Source organism: Marinobacter segnicrescens (assembly GCF_900111555.1).
Lineage (GTDB): Bacteria > Pseudomonadota > Gammaproteobacteria > Pseudomonadales > Oleiphilaceae > Marinobacter > Marinobacter segnicrescens.
Window position 1 is genome coordinate 33,397 of sequence record NZ_FOHZ01000010.1, and the last position, 18,228, is coordinate 51,624.

20 protein-coding genes are annotated in these 18,228 nt (G+C 60.7%); 7 read left to right on the forward strand and 13 right to left on the reverse strand.

Annotation, left to right across the window (positions count from 1 at the left end; translation table 11 throughout):
• Positions 1-146: 146 nt before the first annotated feature.
• The 6 genes from hyi to ftsY all read right to left on the reverse strand — a co-directional run bounded on the left by hyi (position 147) and on the right by ftsY (position 6,156).
• Positions 147-938, reverse strand: coding sequence for a hydroxypyruvate isomerase (hyi, locus tag BM036_RS11295; protein ID WP_091851952.1), 792 nt, complete (start codon positions 936-938; stop codon positions 147-149).
• A 3-nt stretch (positions 939-941) separates the two neighbouring features.
• Positions 942-1,853, reverse strand: coding sequence for an NAD(P)-dependent oxidoreductase (locus BM036_RS11300; protein WP_091851955.1), 912 nt, complete (start codon positions 1,851-1,853; stop codon positions 942-944).
• A gap of 77 nt (positions 1,854-1,930) precedes the next feature.
• Positions 1,931-2,791 carry an RNA polymerase sigma factor RpoH gene (gene rpoH / locus BM036_RS11305; RefSeq protein WP_091851957.1) on the reverse strand — a complete coding sequence of 287 codons (861 nt, stop codon included), beginning with the start codon at positions 2,789-2,791 and terminating at the stop codon, positions 1,931-1,933.
• Positions 2,792-3,180: 389 nt separating this feature from the next.
• The gene (ftsX, locus tag BM036_RS11310; protein ID WP_091851960.1) at positions 3,181-4,191 is read right to left on the reverse strand and encodes a permease-like cell division protein FtsX; all 1,011 of its coding nucleotides are present in this window, start codon (positions 4,189-4,191) and stop codon (positions 3,181-3,183) included.
• Positions 4,188-4,871: a cell division ATP-binding protein FtsE gene (ftsE, locus tag BM036_RS11315; RefSeq protein ID WP_091851962.1), complete on the reverse strand. Its 684-nt coding sequence runs from the start codon at positions 4,869-4,871 to the stop codon at positions 4,188-4,190. Before ftsE ends, ftsX begins: the two co-directional genes overlap by 4 nt.
• 52 nt (positions 4,872-4,923) lie before the next feature.
• A complete protein-coding gene (gene ftsY / locus BM036_RS11320) occupies positions 4,924-6,156 on the reverse strand; it encodes a signal recognition particle-docking protein FtsY (protein ID WP_091851965.1) in 1,233 nt (410 codons plus the stop codon).
• Positions 6,157-6,339: 183 nt separating this feature from the next.
• Between ftsY and rsmD the strand changes: the two genes are divergently transcribed.
• On the forward strand, positions 6,340-6,978 hold the full coding sequence (rsmD, locus tag BM036_RS11325; protein WP_091851968.1) for a 16S rRNA (guanine(966)-N(2))-methyltransferase RsmD: 639 nt from the start codon (positions 6,340-6,342) through the stop codon (positions 6,976-6,978).
• Here rsmD and BM036_RS11330 read toward each other — a convergent pair.
• Positions 6,957-8,132: a DesA family fatty acid desaturase gene (locus BM036_RS11330; protein WP_091851971.1), complete on the reverse strand. Its 1,176-nt coding sequence runs from the start codon at positions 8,130-8,132 to the stop codon at positions 6,957-6,959. The two genes, rsmD and BM036_RS11330, sit on opposite strands and share 22 nt — an antisense overlap.
• Before the next feature lie 154 nt (positions 8,133-8,286).
• Between BM036_RS11330 and mutM the strand changes: the two genes are divergently transcribed.
• The 6 genes from mutM (at position 8,287) to BM036_RS11360 (ending at position 13,427) form a co-directional block, all read left to right on the forward strand.
• The gene (gene mutM / locus BM036_RS11335; RefSeq protein ID WP_091851973.1) at positions 8,287-9,099 is read left to right on the forward strand and encodes a bifunctional DNA-formamidopyrimidine glycosylase/DNA-(apurinic or apyrimidinic site) lyase; all 813 of its coding nucleotides are present in this window, start codon (positions 8,287-8,289) and stop codon (positions 9,097-9,099) included.
• A 168-nt stretch (positions 9,100-9,267) separates the two neighbouring features.
• A complete protein-coding gene (locus tag BM036_RS11340; protein WP_091852205.1) occupies positions 9,268-9,591 on the forward strand; it encodes a hypothetical protein in 324 nt (107 codons plus the stop codon).
• A gap of 70 nt (positions 9,592-9,661) precedes the next feature.
• On the forward strand, positions 9,662-10,351 hold the full coding sequence (gene yrfG / locus BM036_RS11345) for a GMP/IMP nucleotidase (protein WP_091851976.1): 690 nt from the start codon (positions 9,662-9,664) through the stop codon (positions 10,349-10,351).
• Between the two features lie 52 nt (positions 10,352-10,403).
• Positions 10,404-10,817, forward strand: a complete 414-nt coding sequence (hslR, locus tag BM036_RS11350; RefSeq protein WP_091851979.1) for a ribosome-associated heat shock protein Hsp15 — start codon at positions 10,404-10,406, stop codon at positions 10,815-10,817.
• Between the two features lie 36 nt (positions 10,818-10,853).
• Positions 10,854-11,711, forward strand: a complete 858-nt coding sequence (gene hslO / locus BM036_RS11355) for an Hsp33 family molecular chaperone HslO (RefSeq protein WP_091851982.1) — start codon at positions 10,854-10,856, stop codon at positions 11,709-11,711.
• Between the two features lie 138 nt (positions 11,712-11,849).
• Positions 11,850-13,427 carry a phosphoenolpyruvate carboxykinase gene (locus BM036_RS11360; protein ID WP_091851985.1) on the forward strand — a complete coding sequence of 526 codons (1,578 nt, stop codon included), beginning with the start codon at positions 11,850-11,852 and terminating at the stop codon, positions 13,425-13,427.
• A 99-nt stretch (positions 13,428-13,526) separates the two neighbouring features.
• Here BM036_RS11360 and BM036_RS11365 read toward each other — a convergent pair whose 3' ends face one another.
• The 6 genes from BM036_RS11365 to BM036_RS11390 are packed head-to-tail and all read right to left on the reverse strand — an operon-like array spanning position 13,527 to position 18,226.
• Positions 13,527-14,795, reverse strand: a complete 1,269-nt coding sequence (locus tag BM036_RS11365; RefSeq protein ID WP_091851988.1) for a dihydroorotase — start codon at positions 14,793-14,795, stop codon at positions 13,527-13,529.
• Positions 14,792-15,832: an aspartate carbamoyltransferase catalytic subunit gene (locus tag BM036_RS11370; protein WP_091851991.1), complete on the reverse strand. Its 1,041-nt coding sequence runs from the start codon at positions 15,830-15,832 to the stop codon at positions 14,792-14,794. The genes BM036_RS11365 and BM036_RS11370 overlap by 4 nt, the downstream gene beginning before the upstream one ends.
• The gene (pyrR, locus tag BM036_RS11375) at positions 15,829-16,338 is read right to left on the reverse strand and encodes a bifunctional pyr operon transcriptional regulator/uracil phosphoribosyltransferase PyrR (protein ID WP_091851993.1); all 510 of its coding nucleotides are present in this window, start codon (positions 16,336-16,338) and stop codon (positions 15,829-15,831) included. The genes BM036_RS11370 and pyrR overlap by 4 nt, the downstream gene beginning before the upstream one ends.
• 7 nt (positions 16,339-16,345) lie before the next feature.
• Positions 16,346-16,807 carry a Holliday junction resolvase RuvX gene (ruvX, locus tag BM036_RS11380; RefSeq protein WP_091851997.1) on the reverse strand — a complete coding sequence of 154 codons (462 nt, stop codon included), beginning with the start codon at positions 16,805-16,807 and terminating at the stop codon, positions 16,346-16,348.
• Positions 16,800-17,366 carry a YqgE/AlgH family protein gene (locus tag BM036_RS11385; protein WP_091852000.1) on the reverse strand — a complete coding sequence of 189 codons (567 nt, stop codon included), beginning with the start codon at positions 17,364-17,366 and terminating at the stop codon, positions 16,800-16,802. Before BM036_RS11385 ends, ruvX begins: the two co-directional genes overlap by 8 nt.
• Complete coding sequence (locus BM036_RS11390) at positions 17,363-18,226, reverse strand: energy transducer TonB (protein ID WP_091852003.1); 864 nt, start codon at positions 18,224-18,226, stop codon at positions 17,363-17,365. The genes BM036_RS11385 and BM036_RS11390 overlap by 4 nt, the downstream gene beginning before the upstream one ends.
• Positions 18,227-18,228: the final 2 nt, after the last annotated feature.

Sequence of the window (18,228 nt, forward strand, 5' to 3'; positions counted from 1 at the left end):
GAAAACCCGGGGGTTATGTGTCCGGATGCGGGCCTGTCGGCTGACCGAAGGCCCCGGCTCCCCTTGTTAATGTTTGCCCAGAGTAAGGGCTGTCATGATTGGCTGCCAGTTACGATCCTGTAAGAGGGTGTCGCCAATGACGACGGTCACATTGTGGACCCCTGGACAGCTTTCATCCAGCCCAGCCCATCCTCTGTGCGACCTTTCGGGCGGTATTCCGCACTTACCCAACCTGTGTAACCGGCCTCGTCCAGGGCATTGAAGATAGTCCGGAAATTAATCTCCCCGGTGCCCGGTTCATGACGGCCCGGGTTGTCGGCGAACTGGATATGGCCGATGCGGGGCAGCAGATCCTGCAGGGTCCGGATCAGGTCTCCTTCCATGATCTGCATATGGTAAAGGTCATACTGCAACCGCAGGTTGTCCGCACCTATCTCATCCATGAGCTGCACCACCTTGCCGGAAGTATCCAGCAGAAAGCCCGGCATATCGATCCGGGAATTGATGGCTTCCAGACAAAGAACGATGCCCTCGTCCGCTAGCCGCCGCGCAGCCCAGGCTACATTCTCGCGCAACGTGGCCCAGAGTACTTCCGGCTCGGTACCGGCAGGCGCCAGCCCGGCGAGGCAGTTGAGCTGCCGACAACCCAGGGCCCTGGCATAGCGGATGGCTTCTTCCACGCCCTGACGGAATTCCACCTCCCGCCCGGGCAGGCAGGCGATACCCCGCTCACCCCTGTCCCAGTCACCTGGAGGAAGGTTAAACAGCACCTGGGTGAGGTTATTGTCCTGAAGCTTCTGCGCCAGGAAGGCTTCCGGCCAGGCATAGGGAAAAAGGTACTCCACCCCGGTAAAACCGGCACCCGCGGCAGAGGCGAACCGGTCTTGGAACGGCACTTCGTTGAATAACAGCGTCAGGTTGGCAGCGAATCTGGGCATAGCTCAGTCCTGCCCCTTGCTGTCCTGCCGGAAGCCGCCGAGACGTGCTCCGTTAACGTGCTCAAGTTCCAGCAATAGCCCGCTATGGTCCACATCGGCATGTCCATTGGCCACCAGTGACAGGTAGCTGTTATGGGCTAGCTGCGCCAGCGGCAGGGTCAGGCCCTCGGATCGGGCTTCATCCAGGATCATTCGCAGGTCTTTCAGCTGAATGCGCGCCGGTGCGCCAGGGGCAAAGTCCCGGTCGATCATCCGTTGGCCGTGTTGCTCCAGGATCTTGCTGCCGGCAAAGCCCCCCATCAGGGCTTCCCGCACAGCCACCGGGTCGGCGCCACCCTTAGCCGCCAGTAACAAGGCTTCGGACACTGCGCCAATGGTGATACCGACTATGGCCTGGTTGGCCAGTTTCGCCAGCTGCCCGGCGCCCACCGGCCCAATATGGGTTACCTGGCCCAGGGCTTCAAAAACGGGTCGTACCCTTCCCAGGGTATCGGCCTTGCCGCCCGCCATGATACTGAGAGTGCCGGCTTCCGCGCCGCGCGTACCGCCGGAGACCGGCGCATCCAGGTAGCCGGCGCCCTGTTCAGCAGCCAGCGCGGCATGGCGCCGAGCCAGGGAGGGCTGGACCGAACTCATGTCCACCAGGACCGCATCCGGCCTCAGCGCTGTCATAACGCCCTGCGCTACCAATACCGATTCCACGACATCGCCGTTCTCCAGCATAGTGATTACCACGTCTGCTCCGGCAACGGCTTCAGCCGGGGTAGCAGCTATGGTGGCACTGACTTCAAACGGCTCGCATTTGCGGGCGGTGCGGTTCCAGAGCGTCATGGGAAAGCCGGCGGCCAACAGGTTGTGCACCATAGGCGCACCCATCAGGCCAATACCCAGGAAGGCAATGTGGGGGGCTGCCATCGAATTTTTCTCCCTGCAAACAAAAACGCCACCAGCAGGCAGGCCGGTGGCGTTATCAGATTACGACCAGTGGGTGATCAGGCCGCTTCGGCCATCTTCACCCGGATCTTCTTCATGGCGTTCTTTTCCAGCTGGCGAATACGCTCAGCCGAAACACCGTATTTATCCGCAAGCTCATGCAGTGTGGACTTGCTGTCGGTCAGCCAGCGTTCCCGCAGGATATCCTGGCTGCGTTCGTCCAGGCTCTGCAACGCGTCCATCAGGCGACCGTTGGAGTCCGCGGTCCAGTCGGACTGCTCCAACTGAACCGCAGGGTCACTTCGGCGATCTTCCAGGTAATAGGCCGGCGCCTGGTAGGCGTTGTCGTCATCGTCATCCTGGGGGCCATCGAAGGCGGTGTCCTGCGACGCCAGGCGACCTTCCATCTCACGGACCACGCGGGGCTCAACTCCGAGGTCATTGGCAACCGCATTAAGCTCGTCCTGGTTCAACCAGGCCAGGCGCTTTTTCTGGCTACGCAGGTTAAAGAACAGCTTGCGCTGAGCCTTGGTGGTAGCCACCTTCACAATTCGCCAGTTGCGCAGGATAAACTCGTGAATCTCCGCCTTGATCCAGTGCACGGCAAAGGACACCAGACGCACCCCGTATTCCGGGTTGAAGCGCTTGACCGCCTTCATCAGGCCGACATTACCTTCCTGTATCAGGTCAGCCTGCGCCAGGCCGTAGCCTGAATAGCTGCGGGCAATGTGGATAACAAAACGCAGGTGTGAGAGCACCAGCGTACGCGCCGCTTCGACGTCTCCTTCATAGTGGAGGCGTTCGGCAAGCTTACGTTCCTCGTCTACGGTCAGTACCGGTATCCGACTGGCAGCCTGAATGTAAGACTCCAGATTGGCACCCGGGACGAGACGATCCGCTAACTGTAAACCTGTACCCATTCGTATCCTCCGTACTCGGCAACCCATAAATATAGCAACTCAATTTATGACAGCCAAGTGGCAAATTAGTTCCCGGCCTGCGCATTTTTCCCGGCTTTATCAACACACTAACCAAAAATAACCAGGATCTGCGATCAAGCCGTTATCGTCCAGATAGCACTGCCGCCTACCCTCAACACACCTGCGCGCCCCGTGTTCAGATCATTCCGGGAAACTGTGAATGCACCTAAAATAGGACCCAGCCCCCTGATGCAACCATACGGTGTTTCCCGTACGCCGGATTGAATACGGCAACGCCTTCGCCCATGAAATAAAAAGGTGTATCCACCTGTCACACTAACACAGTAGGCAACAAACCGCGTGAACAACCCGTAACCAAAGTGCAGGTGCTACCCAGCCCCCGCAATCTCACCGGGCTCGATGGCATCCAGGTGTCGCCTTACCGCAAGCCACGCACCTGCCCAACCCATGGCAACAGCAACGACCAGCAGCCCCAGCGCCCCGTCAAGCGGCAGTCCACTCAGGGAAAACTCACTGTTATAGAGCACGGCCAACTCACGTACCGAGCCATTCAGCCACCAGATGGCAAACTGCAGAATCAGCACGGCTACCACGCCACCACCCAGTCCATACCAGGCCCCCGTGTAAAGGAACGGCCGCCGTACAAATGCATCCGTACCACCCACCAGCTTTGCCACCAATATCTCGTCCCGACGATTTTCGATAGCGAGGCGAATGGTATTACCAATAACCAGGATCACCGCTGCGGCCAGCAGGATCGTCAGCACCCACACAGCCCGGGCGATCAGGTCCGTTATGGCTGCCAATCGCTGCAACCAGCCCAGGTCGACCTGAACCCGAGTCACCAGGTCCAGGGATTCCAGTTCCGCCGCCAGCCGATCAACACCCGCAGCAGTGCGAGCATCATCCACCGGCGTCACCAGCAAGGTATGCGGGAGCGGATTTTCATCGAGGTAATCCAGTGCTTCCTCGAGCCCCGAGTTAGCGCGAAACTCCGCCAGCGCCTGATCCCGGTGAATCAGCACCACATCAGCCACATCGTCCCGGCCGGCAAGCTCCCCCTGTAGCTGACCGGCGGACTCGCCGGAAGCCCTGTCCTCCAGGTAGACCGTAATCCGGGCGGCGCTCTCCCACCCGGCGCTGATGCCCTGCAGGCTCGCCAGCAACAACAGCAGGCCCACTGGCAATGCCAGCGCGATCCCCATCACCGCCCACGTCATGGCACTGGCAACCGGGGCTTCCAGTAGTCGGCGTGCACTGTCCCTGGCAACCTTGAGGTGATGGGCGCGGTAGCTGGCCAGCACGGCTCGCAGCGAAGTCCGGTTGCGACCGGCACCCCGGTTGCGTCGATCGGCGGTTTGTCGGGGTTGGCGATTCATGCTCCGCCTCCGGCCATGACGGGCCTCCCTGTGCGCAGCTCACCCCGGGAAAGCGTGAGTCGACGCCGCCCCATGGACTCGATGAGGGCAATATCGTGGGTGGCAATCAGTACCGTGACTCCCACCTGACTGAATTGCTCAAACAGGTGCATGATATCGGCCGACAACTCCGGGTCCAGGTTACCGGTAGGCTCATCCGCCAGCAGCACCGGTGGCTTGTTGACCACTGCCCTGGCTATGCCAACCCGTTGCTGCTCACCGCCAGAGAGCTGCACCGGGTTCATTTTTTCCTTGCTCAGCAGGCCCACCTTGTCCAGCGCTGCCCGTACCCGCCGGCCAATATCGTCGTGGGACACGCCCATGACCTCCAGCGGCATGGCCACGTTATCGAAAACGGTCCGATCGAACAGCAGCTGATGGTTCTGGAAGACAGCGCCAATATGGCGACGAACGTAGGGGATCTGGCGCCGGGGCATGGTATTGAGAAGCTGGCCGCCAACCCGAACCTCACCGGCGGTGGGGCGCTCCATCAGCAGGATCAGTTTGAGCAGGGTACTCTTGCCGGCACCTGAATGCCCCGTAAGGAATGCCAGTTCGCCCCGGTCCAGGTCGAACGACACATGGCGCAGGGCCGTATGATCACTGTCATAACGCTTGGTAACCTGACGGAATTCGATCATGGCGGCCCTGGTCCTTTTCCGGTATTAGCCGGTGTACTAGCCCTGCGGCAGATCAGTCGTCAAACAGGGCATCCACAAAGGTCTCCGGCTCGAACGGCCGCAGATCTTCCACCTGTTCGCCAACACCGATATAGCGGATGGGCAGCCCCAACTGACGGGCAATCGCAAATACGATGCCGCCCTTGGCAGTGCCATCCAGCTTGGTCAGGGTGATACCGCTGACACCCACCGCCTGCTGGAAAACCTGCGCCTGGCTGAGGGCGTTCTGGCCGGTACCGGCATCCAGCACCAGCATCACTTCATGGGGAGCGGAATCATCCAGCTTCTTCATGACACGAACCACTTTTTCCAGCTCGGCCATGAGATTGTCCTTGTTCTGGAGCCGACCTGCTGTGTCGGCAATCACGACATCCACTCCACGAGCCTGCGCAGCCTGGACCGCGTCATAGATAACCGAAGCGCTGTCAGCACCTGTATGCTGCGCGATCACCGGCACGCTGTTACGATCGCCCCAGACCTGTAACTGCTCCACCGCAGCAGCCCGGAAGGTGTCCCCAGCGGCCAGCATGACACTACGCCCTTCATTCTGGAACTGGCGGGCCAATTTGCCGATGGTGGTCGTCTTGCCAACACCGTTGACGCCCACCATCAGCATCACCCAGGGCTTCTTGCCACTATCAATTACCAGGGGTTCTCGGCTACCGGCGAGCAGGTTACGCAGCTCTTCCTTCAGGGCATCACGCAGCGCAGCACCGTCCTTCAGCTGGCTCCGGTTAAGCTTGTCGGTGAGCGAGTCAATAATTTCAGTGGTGGCCGTGACGCCCACATCGGCCATCAGCAATGTGGTTTCGATTTCCTCCAGTAAGTCCTCATCCACCTTGCTGCCGGGCGAAAACAGGCCGGAGAGGCCTGATCCCAGGCTGGCGCGGGTCTTGCCGAGACCGGACCGGATGCGCTGGAAGACGCTGACCTTTTTCTCGGGCTCGGGCTCGGGCTCGGGCTCGGGCTCGGGCTCGGGCTCGGGCTCGGGCTCGGGAGCAGGTTGCGGCGTTTCAGCAGGGCTGACCACGGTTTCCTCATCAACCGGCACGGCTTCCGGCTCCGCCGCCACATCCGGCGTTGTCTCACGGTTGAGGGGTTTTGGGGCCGGCCCGGGCAAGGCCTCCGGCTTGCGCTGGGGAACCGGTTGCGGGCGCGGCGCAGCTGCGCGCCGACCGGCCACATCCACAATAAAGGCCAGTACCAGCAGCACCAGCAGGCCGATCAGAATCCACTCTGCCATCATTTGTCTTACCATTTTTGCTGGAGGGTCAGCCGCCCACTCGGATTCCTGTCGAAGGGCCGCTGTCAGGAAAGCGGTCATTCTAGCGGCAGGGAACGCCCGGGTCCAAACCTCCCATGCTGCCCGGTTACCGGCGAGCCGTTTTTTTCGCTACCATGGCGCACTTGTGCAATCACGGATTCCGATATGAGCCGCCCACGTCGCCCAACGCCAGCCCGCAACCGCCGCCGCACCGGCCCTTCAGCCGACGAGGGAGAGCTTCGTATTATTGGCGGCGACTGGCGCAGTCGGGTATTGCGTTTCCCGGATGAAGGTGGTGTAAGGCCTACCCCTGCCCGCATTCGGGAAACCCTGTTCAACTGGCTGCAATTCAAGGTGCCGGGCAGTCGCTGCCTGGATCTGTTCAGTGGTAGCGGTGTACTGGGACTGGAAGCCCTGTCCAGGGGTTCCCGCGAGGTGACGTTCGTGGACCACACTCCTGCCCTGGCCAGGGCGCTCCGGGACAACCTGCGCAAGCTGGGTAGTGAGGACGGACGGGTGGAATGTGTGGATGTCCAGGCTTTCCTGCAGAACCGGACAGGGGAGCACTACGACATCCTTTTCATGGACGCCCCTTTCCATCAGGGCTGGCTGGAATTGCTGATTCCGTTAATAGAGGAAAACGGATGGATTGGCACCGGCAGCCGGGTCTACCTGGAGTATGAAAGCGACCGGGTTGCGCCATCAGTCCCGGCACGTTGGCACCTGCACCGCCAGAAACAGGCCGGGCAGGTAACCTACGCCCTATATCATATCGTGGACGCTCAGGCCGGCCTGAGTGAATAGGCCCGCAAGTGGGCGGCAAAGTCCTCAAGGTAACGGATGCCACTGGCTTCCGCTTCACGGCACCAGGCCATCAGCGCCTGCAGCTTTTCCTGGGGCTTGACCCCCCGACGGCGCCACAGGGCCTGCAACTCCTGATTCATATCATAGATCTGACGCAATACCGGGTGGTTATCCAGCACGGTTTCCAGGTGCGCTTGCTCTTGGGGAGGGATCAGGGAAACGTCGCGGGACAGTAGCTTTTTAACCCGACGGTACCGTGGCCTGATTGTGCCATCCATCATCGCCTTCTGCTGGCGTAACACCGGCTCCATGACCCGCTTGCGATACTGGCGCATGATATCGAAACGGTTGTTGGCAATAGCCTGTACGGTCTCCACATCCATGTCCTGCTTACCGGGCACCCAATGCGCAACCGGGCGGTAACCCTTCGGCTTGGCGAGGCGGAACAGCTGGAACAGGCGGATGTAACCCCAACCTATGTCCACCTCGTACCAGCGCCGGGACAACTTGGCGGAATTGGGGTAAGTGTGGTGATTGTTGTGCAATTCTTCACCGCCGATGATAATGCCAAACGGTGAAATGTTGCGGGCATTGTCCTGGCACTCGAAGTTGCGATAGCCCAGATAGTGGCCCAGGCCGTTAACCACACCCGCGGCCCACACTGGAATCCACATCATCTGTACCGCCCAGATCCAGATACCATTGACTCCGAACAGGGCCAGGTTGACCAGGAACATCAGGGCAATGCCAAGGTTGCGGTGGCGGGTGTAAACGTTACGCTCAATCCAGTCGTCGGGTGTATTCTTGCCGAACCGGTCAAGGGTTTCCGGAGTCACGGCCTCGGCGTAAAGCTCAGCCCCCTCCAGGAGAACCTTGCGAATACCCTTGACCACCGGACTATGAGGATCGTTTTCCGTCTCGCAGGTCGCATGGTGTTTACGGTGGATGGCGGTCCACTCCCTGGTGTTGATGCTGGTGGTCAGCCAGAGCCAGAAACGGAAAAAATGCCGCAACACCGGGTGCAGGTCCAGGGCGTTGTGGGCGGAGTGACGATGCAGGTAAAGCGTTACGCTGACAATGGTGACATGTGTCAGCACCAGGGTGACCAGCACCAGCTGTACCCAGGAAAGGTCCAGGAGACCGTTGTACCACATAGGGAGATCCTCAACTTACTGAAAAACCAACGGATAAACCGTCAGGCGCCGATTGCGAAAGGCAAACTGACACGCCAGTACTTTAGCGTACACCTGTTCGCCCAAACAATGGCCTTTACATTGTCTTTTGTTACCGTTTTCTCAGGAGCCTGATTTGCCAGAACTCCCCGAAGTGGAAACCACCCGCCGCGGCATCGCGCCCCACAGCGAAAGCAAGACCGTGGCCGAACTGATCATCCGCGACCCGCGGCTGCGGTGGCCAGTGCCGGACAACCTGCCCGCACTGCTGGTCGGCCAGACACTGCGGGAGGCCGACCGCAGGGCCAAGTATCTACTGCTGCACTTTGACCATGGCACCGTGATTGTCCACCTGGGCATGTCTGGCAGCCTGCGGGTGATCACCGACACCAGCCCGCCGCAAAAACATGACCATATCGATCTGGTGTTCACGGATGGCCTGCGACTGCGCTTTAATGACCCCCGCCGCTTCGGCTGCTGGCTCTGGGCTGAAGAGCCTGCAGCCCACCCCCTGCTTGCCAGTCTTGGCCCGGAGCCGCTGGGAGAGGAGTTCAACGGTCGTTACCTGTTCAGGAAGTCCCGGGATCGCAAGACGCCCATCAAGAGTTTCCTGATGGATAACCGGGTTGTGGTGGGTGTCGGCAACATTTACGCCAATGAAGCACTGTTCAAAACAGGCATCCACCCTGGCCGCCCGGCCGGCAGGATCAGCGCCGCCCGCTACCATCAACTGGCCGAGGCGATCCGGGAGGTGCTCAGCGCTGCGATACTGATGGGCGGGACGACCCTGAGGGACTTCGTCAACAGCGAAGGCAAGCCCGGCTACTTCGCCCAATCCCTGCTGGTCTATGGTCGTGGCGGCGAGCCCTGCGTGGAATGCCATCAGCCACTGCGTGAAATCCGCATGAACCAGCGCACCACGGTATATTGCACCCGGTGCCAGAGGTAAGCCGGCACACCCGCGGCCAGTCTGCTTGCGTAGCTGTGAACCGGTTCAGGTAAATTCGTCACAGATAGCGTAACGGGTAACGACATTTCGGTTACACTTGTGACAGAATTTTCCAATAACGCAGGACTTCTGACCTGCGGAAAATCAGGAACCAGGAGACTGACAATGATGTACAAGTGCCTTTCACGAACCCTGCTGGCCACCCTGGCTGCATGCCTGATCGGCTTTTCCTCGCTGGGCCACGCCCAGGCGATAGAAGAAGAGCCGTCCGCCCTGGCCATGACCGGCGACGCAGTCCTGGTTCGCCCACTGCTGTTGGCGACAACCGTAGTCGGCACTGCCGTCTGGATCGTTTCGCTGCCTTTCTCGCTGCTAGGCGGTAACGCCGGCGAAGCCGGTGAGGTTCTGGTAAAAGGTCCGGCGGAGGCTACTTTCGTGCGCTGCCTGGGCTGCACTACCTCCGGCCGCAAACAGGAAATGGTCACTGAGTAATTCCCGCACTTGCAGGGATCGTCAATCTTGTGCAGCCTGAACGTTTGATGACAATTCGGGCTGCCTACTGATGATTGAATGGTCAAAAGCAGACCAGGTGTTCCTGGATATGGATGGAACCCTGCTGGATCTGCACTTCGACAACCACTTCTGGCTGGAGCACCTGCCCCGGCGCTATGGTGAGGCAAATCGATTGACTCCGGACCAGGCCCGGAACCTTATCGTGCCCATGATCATGGCCGAGCGTGGCAGCCTGAACTGGTACTGCACCGACTACTGGAGCGAACGCCTCAGTCTCGACATCACTGCCCTCAAGGCGGAGGTAGGTGACCGCATTGCCTACCGGCCCCGGGTAAAAGAGTTCCTGCAGGCCCTTCGCCACAACCGGCTTGCCCCGGTCATTCTCACCAACTGCCACCCGGACCCGCTGAAACTGAAGCTGGCACGCACCGGGCTGGACCAACTGGTGGACCGCGTCATATCAAGCCATGACCTGGGCGCCGCCAAGGAAGAACAGGCGTTCTGGGACCGGCTCCAGGACCACCACACCCACCACCGCGACCGCGCCATCATGGTTGACGATAGCATGCCGGTACTGGAAAGTGCCCGGCGCGCCGGTATTGGCCAGTGCCTGGCTATCCTGGCGCCAGACAGCCAGCAGCCCGACCGGGAGCCGCACCCGGAATTTCCCGCAGTACGGCATTTTGACGAGGTATTGCCAGCCCTCACCGCCCAGGCCTCTGCCAAACCGCAGGCATGACCGTTATAATAGCTGTGACAGTTCCCGGAACAGTCCTGACCAGTGGAGGATCATGAGTTCCCGACACGCTGATGCCGACAATTCCCAGGTACGCCTTGACAAGTGGTTATGGGCAGCGCGTTTCTACAAGACCCGCTCCCTGGCCAAGGAAGCTATTGAAGGTGGCAAGGTCCATTACAACGACCAGCGCTGCAAGCCCGGAAAGTCAGTGGAAACCGGTGCCAGGGTGAAGTTGCGGCTGGGCTGGCAGGAAAGGATCGTGATTATTGATGGCATCTCGGATAAGCGCCGGGGCGCTCCGGAAGCCCAGACCCTCTACCATGAAACCGAAGACAGCATCCGCCGCCGGGAGGACCTGTCCTGGCAGCGCAAGACCATGCAGACCGCCCAGTTGCCCCCTGCACGCAGACCTACCAAGAAAGACCGGCGCGATATACAGAAATTTCGCGAACAGCAGGGAATCTGACCTGACTGTTCCCCTCGTTTCCCCTGGAGCCCATTAATGCAAGCCAGCGACCAGTTTCGCAAATTCCTCTTTGAACACAGCCAGATCCGCGGCGCCTGGGTACACCTTCGTGACAGCTATAGCGACATCCTGGCCCAGACCGACTACCCGGAACCGGTTGCCCGGCTACTGGGGGAATCCCTGGTAGCCAGCGTACTCATGAGCAGCACCCTCAAGTTCAAAGGCACCCTGTCACTCCAAGCCAATGGCGAGGGCCCTGTCACCACGCTACTGGCCGAATGCAGCCATGACCGCCATGTCAGGGGGATCGCCCGTGTGGACGAGGAGGCCACCGTAGCGGCCGGTAACCTCAACCAGCTACTGGGTCAGGGCCGCATGGCGATCACCATCACCCCGGAGCAGGGTCAGCGCTATCAGGGCGTGGTACCCCGGGAAGCCGATACCCTGGCAGGTGCCCTGGAGGAATATTTCGAGCGCTCGGAGCAGCTGGCTACCAGGCTTTTCCTGTTCGCCGATGGCAGGCAGAGCGCAGGCCTGCTGATCCAGCGCCTGCCCGGGGCCACCGAGGAAGACAATGAACTCTGGGAGCGGGTGGAACACCTGGCCGCCACCATCAGTGCGGCAGAGTTACTGGAACTCGACAGTGAAACTGTCCTGCACCGCCTGTTCCACGAAGAGGAAGTGCGTCTGTTCGACCGCGAGCCGGTAGCCTTCCGCTGCACCTGCAGCCGAGACCGGACCCTCGCGGCACTGAGCTCCATTGGCAAGGAAGAGTGCTATAGCATTCTGGACGAACAGGGTACCATTGAGATGGACTGTCAGTTCTGTCACACCACGTACCGATTCCAGCGAATTGATATTGATCAGTTGTTCTCTGGTCACACCCTTCACTGAAACGGATACACCAGCCCCCCGAGCCAGGCGTAGCAAGGCTTTCAGGGCTGTCGTTTTTTTGGACCGCGTCTGGCATAATAGCGCGCCTGAATTGACCCGACTGCTCACAAATCCACCAACCCGCCGCTGTCCCCGGGCCTGGCGGATCGAGCAGTCCAAAGACACCTTGAGGGCGAGGTCGAAGTGAGCACAACCTATACAGATCTGAGCTCAGCACGATTGGTCGAGCTGGCACTGGAAAATCAGGAAGGTCAACTGGCCGCCAACGGCTCGCTGGTCGTCAAGACCGGCAAGCGTACCGGCCGTTCACCGATGGATCGGTTTATTGTTCAGGAGCCCGGCACCGAGAATGCCGTTCACTGGGGACCGATCAACCGACCGTTCGACGCCGACAAGTTCGACGCGTTGTGGGACCGGGTAGATAGCTACCTCTCCGCCAAGGACCACTTCCTGTCCCATGTCCATGTAGGCTCTGATCCGGCCCACTACCTGCCGGTACAGATGCGCACCGAAACCGCGTGGCAGAACCTGTTTGGTCGAAACCTGTTTATCCGCCCTGACAGCTACAATCCCTCCTCGAAGGAGGAATGGCAGATTCTGAACGCAGCCAACTTCGAGTGCGACCCGGAACGGGACGGCACCAACAGCGATGGCTGTGTAATCATCAACTTCGCCGCCCGCAAGGTACTGCTGGCTGGCATGCACTATGCCGGCGAGATGAAGAAGGCCATGTTCTCGGTGCAGAACTTCCTGCTGCCCGAGAAAGACGTCCTGCCCATGCACTGTTCCGCCAACGTTGGCGAAGATGGCGACACCTGCCTGTTCTTCGGCCTGTCCGGCACCGGCAAGACCACCCTGTCTGCAGACCCGGACCGCTACCTGATCGGTGACGACGAGCACGGCTGGGGCCCGGGCACCGTGTTCAATATCGAAGGCGGCTGCTACGCCAAGTGCATCGACCTGAGCAAGAAGAACGAACCCATTATCTGGGACGCGATCCGCTTCGGCGCCATCGTGGAGAACGTGGCCATTGATCCGGACACCCGCGAGCCCGACTACACCGACGTATCCCTCACCGAAAATTCCCGCTGCGCCTACCCGCTGGAGCATGTGGAAAAGCGCGTCGAGGAAAACCGTGCCGGTGAACCATCCCACATCGTCTTCCTGACCTGCGACATGACCGGCGTACTGCCGCCCGTGTCCATTCTCAGCAAGGAAGCCGCCGCGTACCACTTCCTGAGTGGCTACACCGCGCTGGTGGGCTCTACAGAAATGGGCTCCTCCTCCAAGCTGAAGTCCACCTTCTCCACCTGCTTCGGTGCGCCCTTCTTCCCGCGCCCGGCCGGCGTCTACGCAGAACTTCTGATGAAGCGGATGGACGACTTCGGCAGCAAGGTCTTCCTGGTCAACACTGGCTGGACCGGTGGTCCGTACGGTGTGGGTGAGCGCTTCAGCATCCCCACGACCCGAGGCATTATCGCCGCCATCCAGAACGGCGACCTGGACAATGCCGAAACCGAACACCTGCCCACCCTCAACCTTTCCGTACCCAAGGCGGTACCGGGGGTCGATAGCCACCTGCTGAACCCGCGCAACACCTGGGCCAGCAAGGAAGACTACGACGCCAAGGCACAGGAACTGATCAGTCAGTTCGTGGAGAACTTCAAGAAGTTCGAAGTGTCTGACGCCATCGTGGCGGCAGGTCCTAAGCTTTAACCGGACCCCGAGACCGAAAAAAAGCGCCCTGCCTGACGGCACGGCGCTTTTTTATTCTGCTGCCCCCCCCTGACGGTCGGCAGGTAGTCCCGCAACCTGTCAGGACCTCCGGTATGCCACTTTCCCGTCACAGATATTCCAGTGGATGACGCCCTTCAGGTCCCTGCCAGGCGCAGGCACGTGGAATCCCCGGGACAGCAGGGTTTGCGGGCCAGCCTGCCAGGTATCATCGAGGCGCCAGAGGCTGAAATTCGCCGCACCACCTGAGGCAAGGCCCGAAGCCTGTTTGATAACGGTAGCCGGACCCTCAGTCAATGCCCGCAGCAAGGCTTTCAACGAGAGCTCGCCTTGCGCCACGAGTGACAGCCCCAGCGAAAACACACTCTCAATCGTGGACATACCCGGCTCGGTCACGCCCAGAGGTGCCTGCTTGGCAGCGGAGTCGTGTGGCTGGTGCTGGCTGACGATGGCGTCAACCGTGCCGTCTTCGACACCTTTGAGCAGGGCCTTGCGATCAGACTCTGTGCGTAACGGTGGCACCACATGGTAGCGGCTGTCGAAGCCGGACAGGGCTTCCTCGGTGAAAAGTAACTGGTGCATCGCTACGTCGGCGGTAACCGATACCCCCCGCATCCTGGCCTCGGCAACCATCTCCACGCTGCGAGCACAGGAGAGCTGCCCCAGGTGAAGGCGCACGCCGGTTTCCTCCGCCAGCAGCAGCATTTCCATGACCGAAGCGGTTTCTGCCACTTCCGGCACGCCCAGCAGTCCCAGGCGGGCAGCCACCTTGCCGTCATGGGCATAGCCGTCGGCAGCCAGCGCCTGATTCACAGGCTGCAGCATCAGGGTCAGGTCAAAGGTACGGGCATAGGCCATGCACCGGCGCAGGATGCGGGCATTTGCCATGGCATGGGTACCATTGCTAAAAGCCACACAGCCGGCATTGCTGAGGCCTACCATGTCGCTGAGCAACTCGCCTGCCAGGCCCCGGGTTGCAGCGCCGACTGGCAGCACCCTGATCGGCGCCGAACTGCGAGCCACGTCCCGAATCAGGTTGGTTACCGCCCCGGAGTCGTTAACCGGTGAGGTGTCCGGTGATGCACACACGGTGGTGAACCCGCCCCGTGCCGCAGCGCGGGTTTCCGAAGCTATATTGCCCTTCTGGCCATTGCCAGGCTCACGAAGGTTGCAGCAAAGGTCCACAAACCCTGGCAGCAGGATCAGGCCACTGGCATCGATCACCGTGTCGGCAGCTTCGGTGATCGCGTCTTCGTCCATGGTGCGAATAATCCCGTCACGGACGAACAGGTCCACCGTGGTTTCTTCCCCCGGCAGGCGTGCGTTATGGATCAGCAGGCTGGCACTCATTGCTCACCTCCCTGCTGGCGGGAGCGGCTGGTACGCTCGGCTACCTGTCCACTCATAGCCATGGACATCACCGCCATCCTGATCGCTATACCATTGGTGACCTGATTGAGAATCACCGACTGGGGGCCATCCGCCACGGCTGACTCAATTTCCACACCGCGGTTAATCGGCCCCGGATGCATTACTATGCAGTCCGGCCTGGCCAGGGCCAGCTTGTCAGTATCGAGCCCGTACAGTCGGTAGAACTCACGCTCACTCGGCAGCAAGGCGCCCTCCATCCGCTCTTTCTGAAGGCGCAGCATGATCACCACATCCAGGTCTGCCATGCCTTTTCTCATGTCGTATTCCACCGTACAACCCAGGCTGTCCACATCTGCCGGCAGCAGGGTACCCGGCGCAATCAGCCGCACCTCCTCGGCCCCAAGGGTCTGTAGCGCGCGAATCTGGGACCGGGCTACCCGGGAGTGCAGGATATCCCCCACAATGGCCACTTTCAGACCCTCAAACTGCTGCTTGTTCTGCCGTATGGTCAGCATGTCCAGCATCGCCTGGGTCGGGTGTGCATGTCGGCCGTCACCGGCGTTGATGATAGCCACGCCGGGAGTCACCGACTCGGCGATAAAGTGGGGTGCGCCGCTTTGCGAATGACGCACTACAAACATGTCGCTGGCCATGGCCTCCAGGTTGAGTAGGGTATCCGACAAGGACTCGCCCTTGGATGTGGCAGAGGTATTGATGTCCAGATTGAGCACGTCGGCCGACAGGCGCTTGGCTGCCAATTCAAAGGTGCTGCGGGTGCGAGTGCTGGATTCGAAGAACAGGTTGACCACCGTCCGCCCCCGTAGCAGAGGCACCTTCTTGATGGTGCGCTCGCCTACCTCGATAAAGGAGTCCGCCGTATCGAGGATGTCAGTCAGCATGGCCCTGTCCAGGCCGTCCAGAGTTATAAAGTGCCGCAACTGGCCATCCGCAGTCAGCTGGAGATTACGGGAGGCCTTGTCGTGGGCGCTGAGGGGCGTGGCGGCCAGCTCAGTCATGCCTTCACCTCCCGGATCTCAATGGTCAGCGGTTCAGGACCCACCAGCTTCACCCGTTGGGTCGGCGACAGATTCAGACGTTCGCCGCAGACATCCGGCTGCACCGGCAGTTCACGGCCGCCCATATCCAGCAACGCAACCAGAGAGATGGAGCTGGGCCGGCCATAGTCAAACAGTTCGTTCATGGCGGCACGGATGGTCCGCCCACTCATGACCACATCATCCACCAGCACCAGGTCGCGGTCTTCGGTTTCGAAGGGCAGGTGGGATGGGGTGACCCGGGGGTTAAGTCCGATACGGCTGAAATCATCCCGGTAAAAAGAGATATCCAGCTCACCGCAAGGCTCCTCAAGCCCCAGGCGCCGGTGAAGTTCGCTTGCCACCCAGACGCCGCCTGTGCGGATGCCCACCAGCAACGGGCGTTTGATGCCCCGTTCATTCAGATAGTGACGAAGCCCTTGCTCAAGACGATCAAGCAGGGCGGGAACGGCAGGTAAATCAGTCATGACGGCATCATTCTCCCGTTGATGAGTCCTGCTGGTGATTGAACCAGCTTTCCAGGATCAGCACAGCGGCCAGGTCATCCACGCCATGGCGACCGAAGTCACTGCTACCGCCCCTGGCCAGTACCGCATCCTTGGCCTCGAAGCTGCTCAGGCGCTCGTCCATCATCTCCACCGGCAGGTGGAAGCGCCCATGGATTCGCTTGCCGAACTTGCGCGCCCGGGCACACATATCGCTTTCAGTTCCGTCCATATTCAGGGGCAGACCAACCACCACCAGGTCAGGCTGCCATTCTGCCAGCAGGGCTTCGACCTGTTGCCAGTCGGGCACGCCATCACGGGCGGGAATCATGGCCACCGGACCTGCGGTACCCAGTAACGACTGACCGAAGGCGACGCCAATACGCCGCAGGCCGAAATCGAAGGCGAGAACCTGCTGGCCGCGACTACCCCTCTGGCCTGCCTCAGGCATGGCCCACCGACTGATCCAGCTGGCCGGGGTCGATGCCCATCCGGGCCAGCACTGATTTGTAACGGTCCTGCCAGGGGGTATCGAACAACAGGACATCACTGGCGGGGCAGGCCAGCCAGGCATTACCGGCCAGCTCTTCTTCCAGCTGGCCGGCACTCCAGCCTGCGTAACCAAGGGCGACCAGGTAGCGCTCCGGGCCCGCGTCATTACCGATGGCCTGGAGGATATCCCGGGAGGTAGTAACCTGGATACAATCACTGACCGCGACTGAACTCTGCCAGTCGCCACCGGGCGGGTGCAACACGAAGCCCCGCTCCTGCTGAACCGGGCCGCCGGCAAATACCGGCACCTCCAGGTGCCCACCGTCCATGTCCAACTGCTCGAGAATTTCCCCAAGAGAGACATCCAGGGGCTGGTTGATCAGCAAGCCAAAGGTACCGTCGTCACCATGGTCACAGATGTAGACAATACCGCCATGGAAGTTGGGGTCGCCAAGCCAGGGCGAGGCCACGAGAAAGTGATCCTTGAGATTCTGCAGGGGCTGCTGGTGCTCACTCATCCGGACGACAGCCCCCGGCGCTGGAATGACCAGGTACGTATGATTTCAAGCTCATCTGTTTTCTCACGCATTTCCTCCGGGAAAGGTGCGAACGGCGCTGCCAGGCGGATAATGCGGATGGCGGCATCATCCAGGACGGTGCTGCCGGAGGATTCGAGAATACTGACTTCCTTTATGGTGCCATCCTTGCGCAAGGATACCAGCAAACGCAGGTCACCGTAGATACCCCGATTGCGGGCCTCTTCCGGGTAGTTGCTGTTGCCCACCCGGGTCACCTTGTCGACCCAGCTGCGAACGTACCAGGCATTGGAGGACTGCAGGGTAGACGCAGCGGTTACCCGGGTGACCCGAGGCCGGCGGGCGTAGGCCTGTTTCTGGGCGTCCAGGCGCGCTTCCAGGCTGGCGATCTCCAGGCTTCGCTCCATCAGGCTCTTCTTTTCCGCAACCGGCAGAGTCTCTTCCGGCGGCTCCTCACGGTCTTCGCGGGTCACGGTAGCGTCAGACTCAGCCCGGGCCTGCACCACCTTTCGCTCTGCCTGTGGCTGGCGCTCGGTTACCGTCGGCGGCTCCGGCTGCACCGGCGCCACTTCACGGGCGTTGACCTCTGCGACCTCCGGGGTGGTCTGTTCGAGCTTTTCCTCGGCCTCGCCACTGCCCTGCTGGTTGGTGGCCGCCAGGAAATCAGCTTCTTCCGGTGCCTGCTCATCGTTGAAGCGGGACAGGGTGATTTCCATGGTGGATGCGCTGGTGGCGGGCTCTTCCGGGGCGAACGTCACCCCCAGCAAGACGACTGCATGCAGCGCGAGCGCCATGAACAAAGTAAACATCAGGCGATCGTTCGCCGTGACCTGTGCTGCCATTC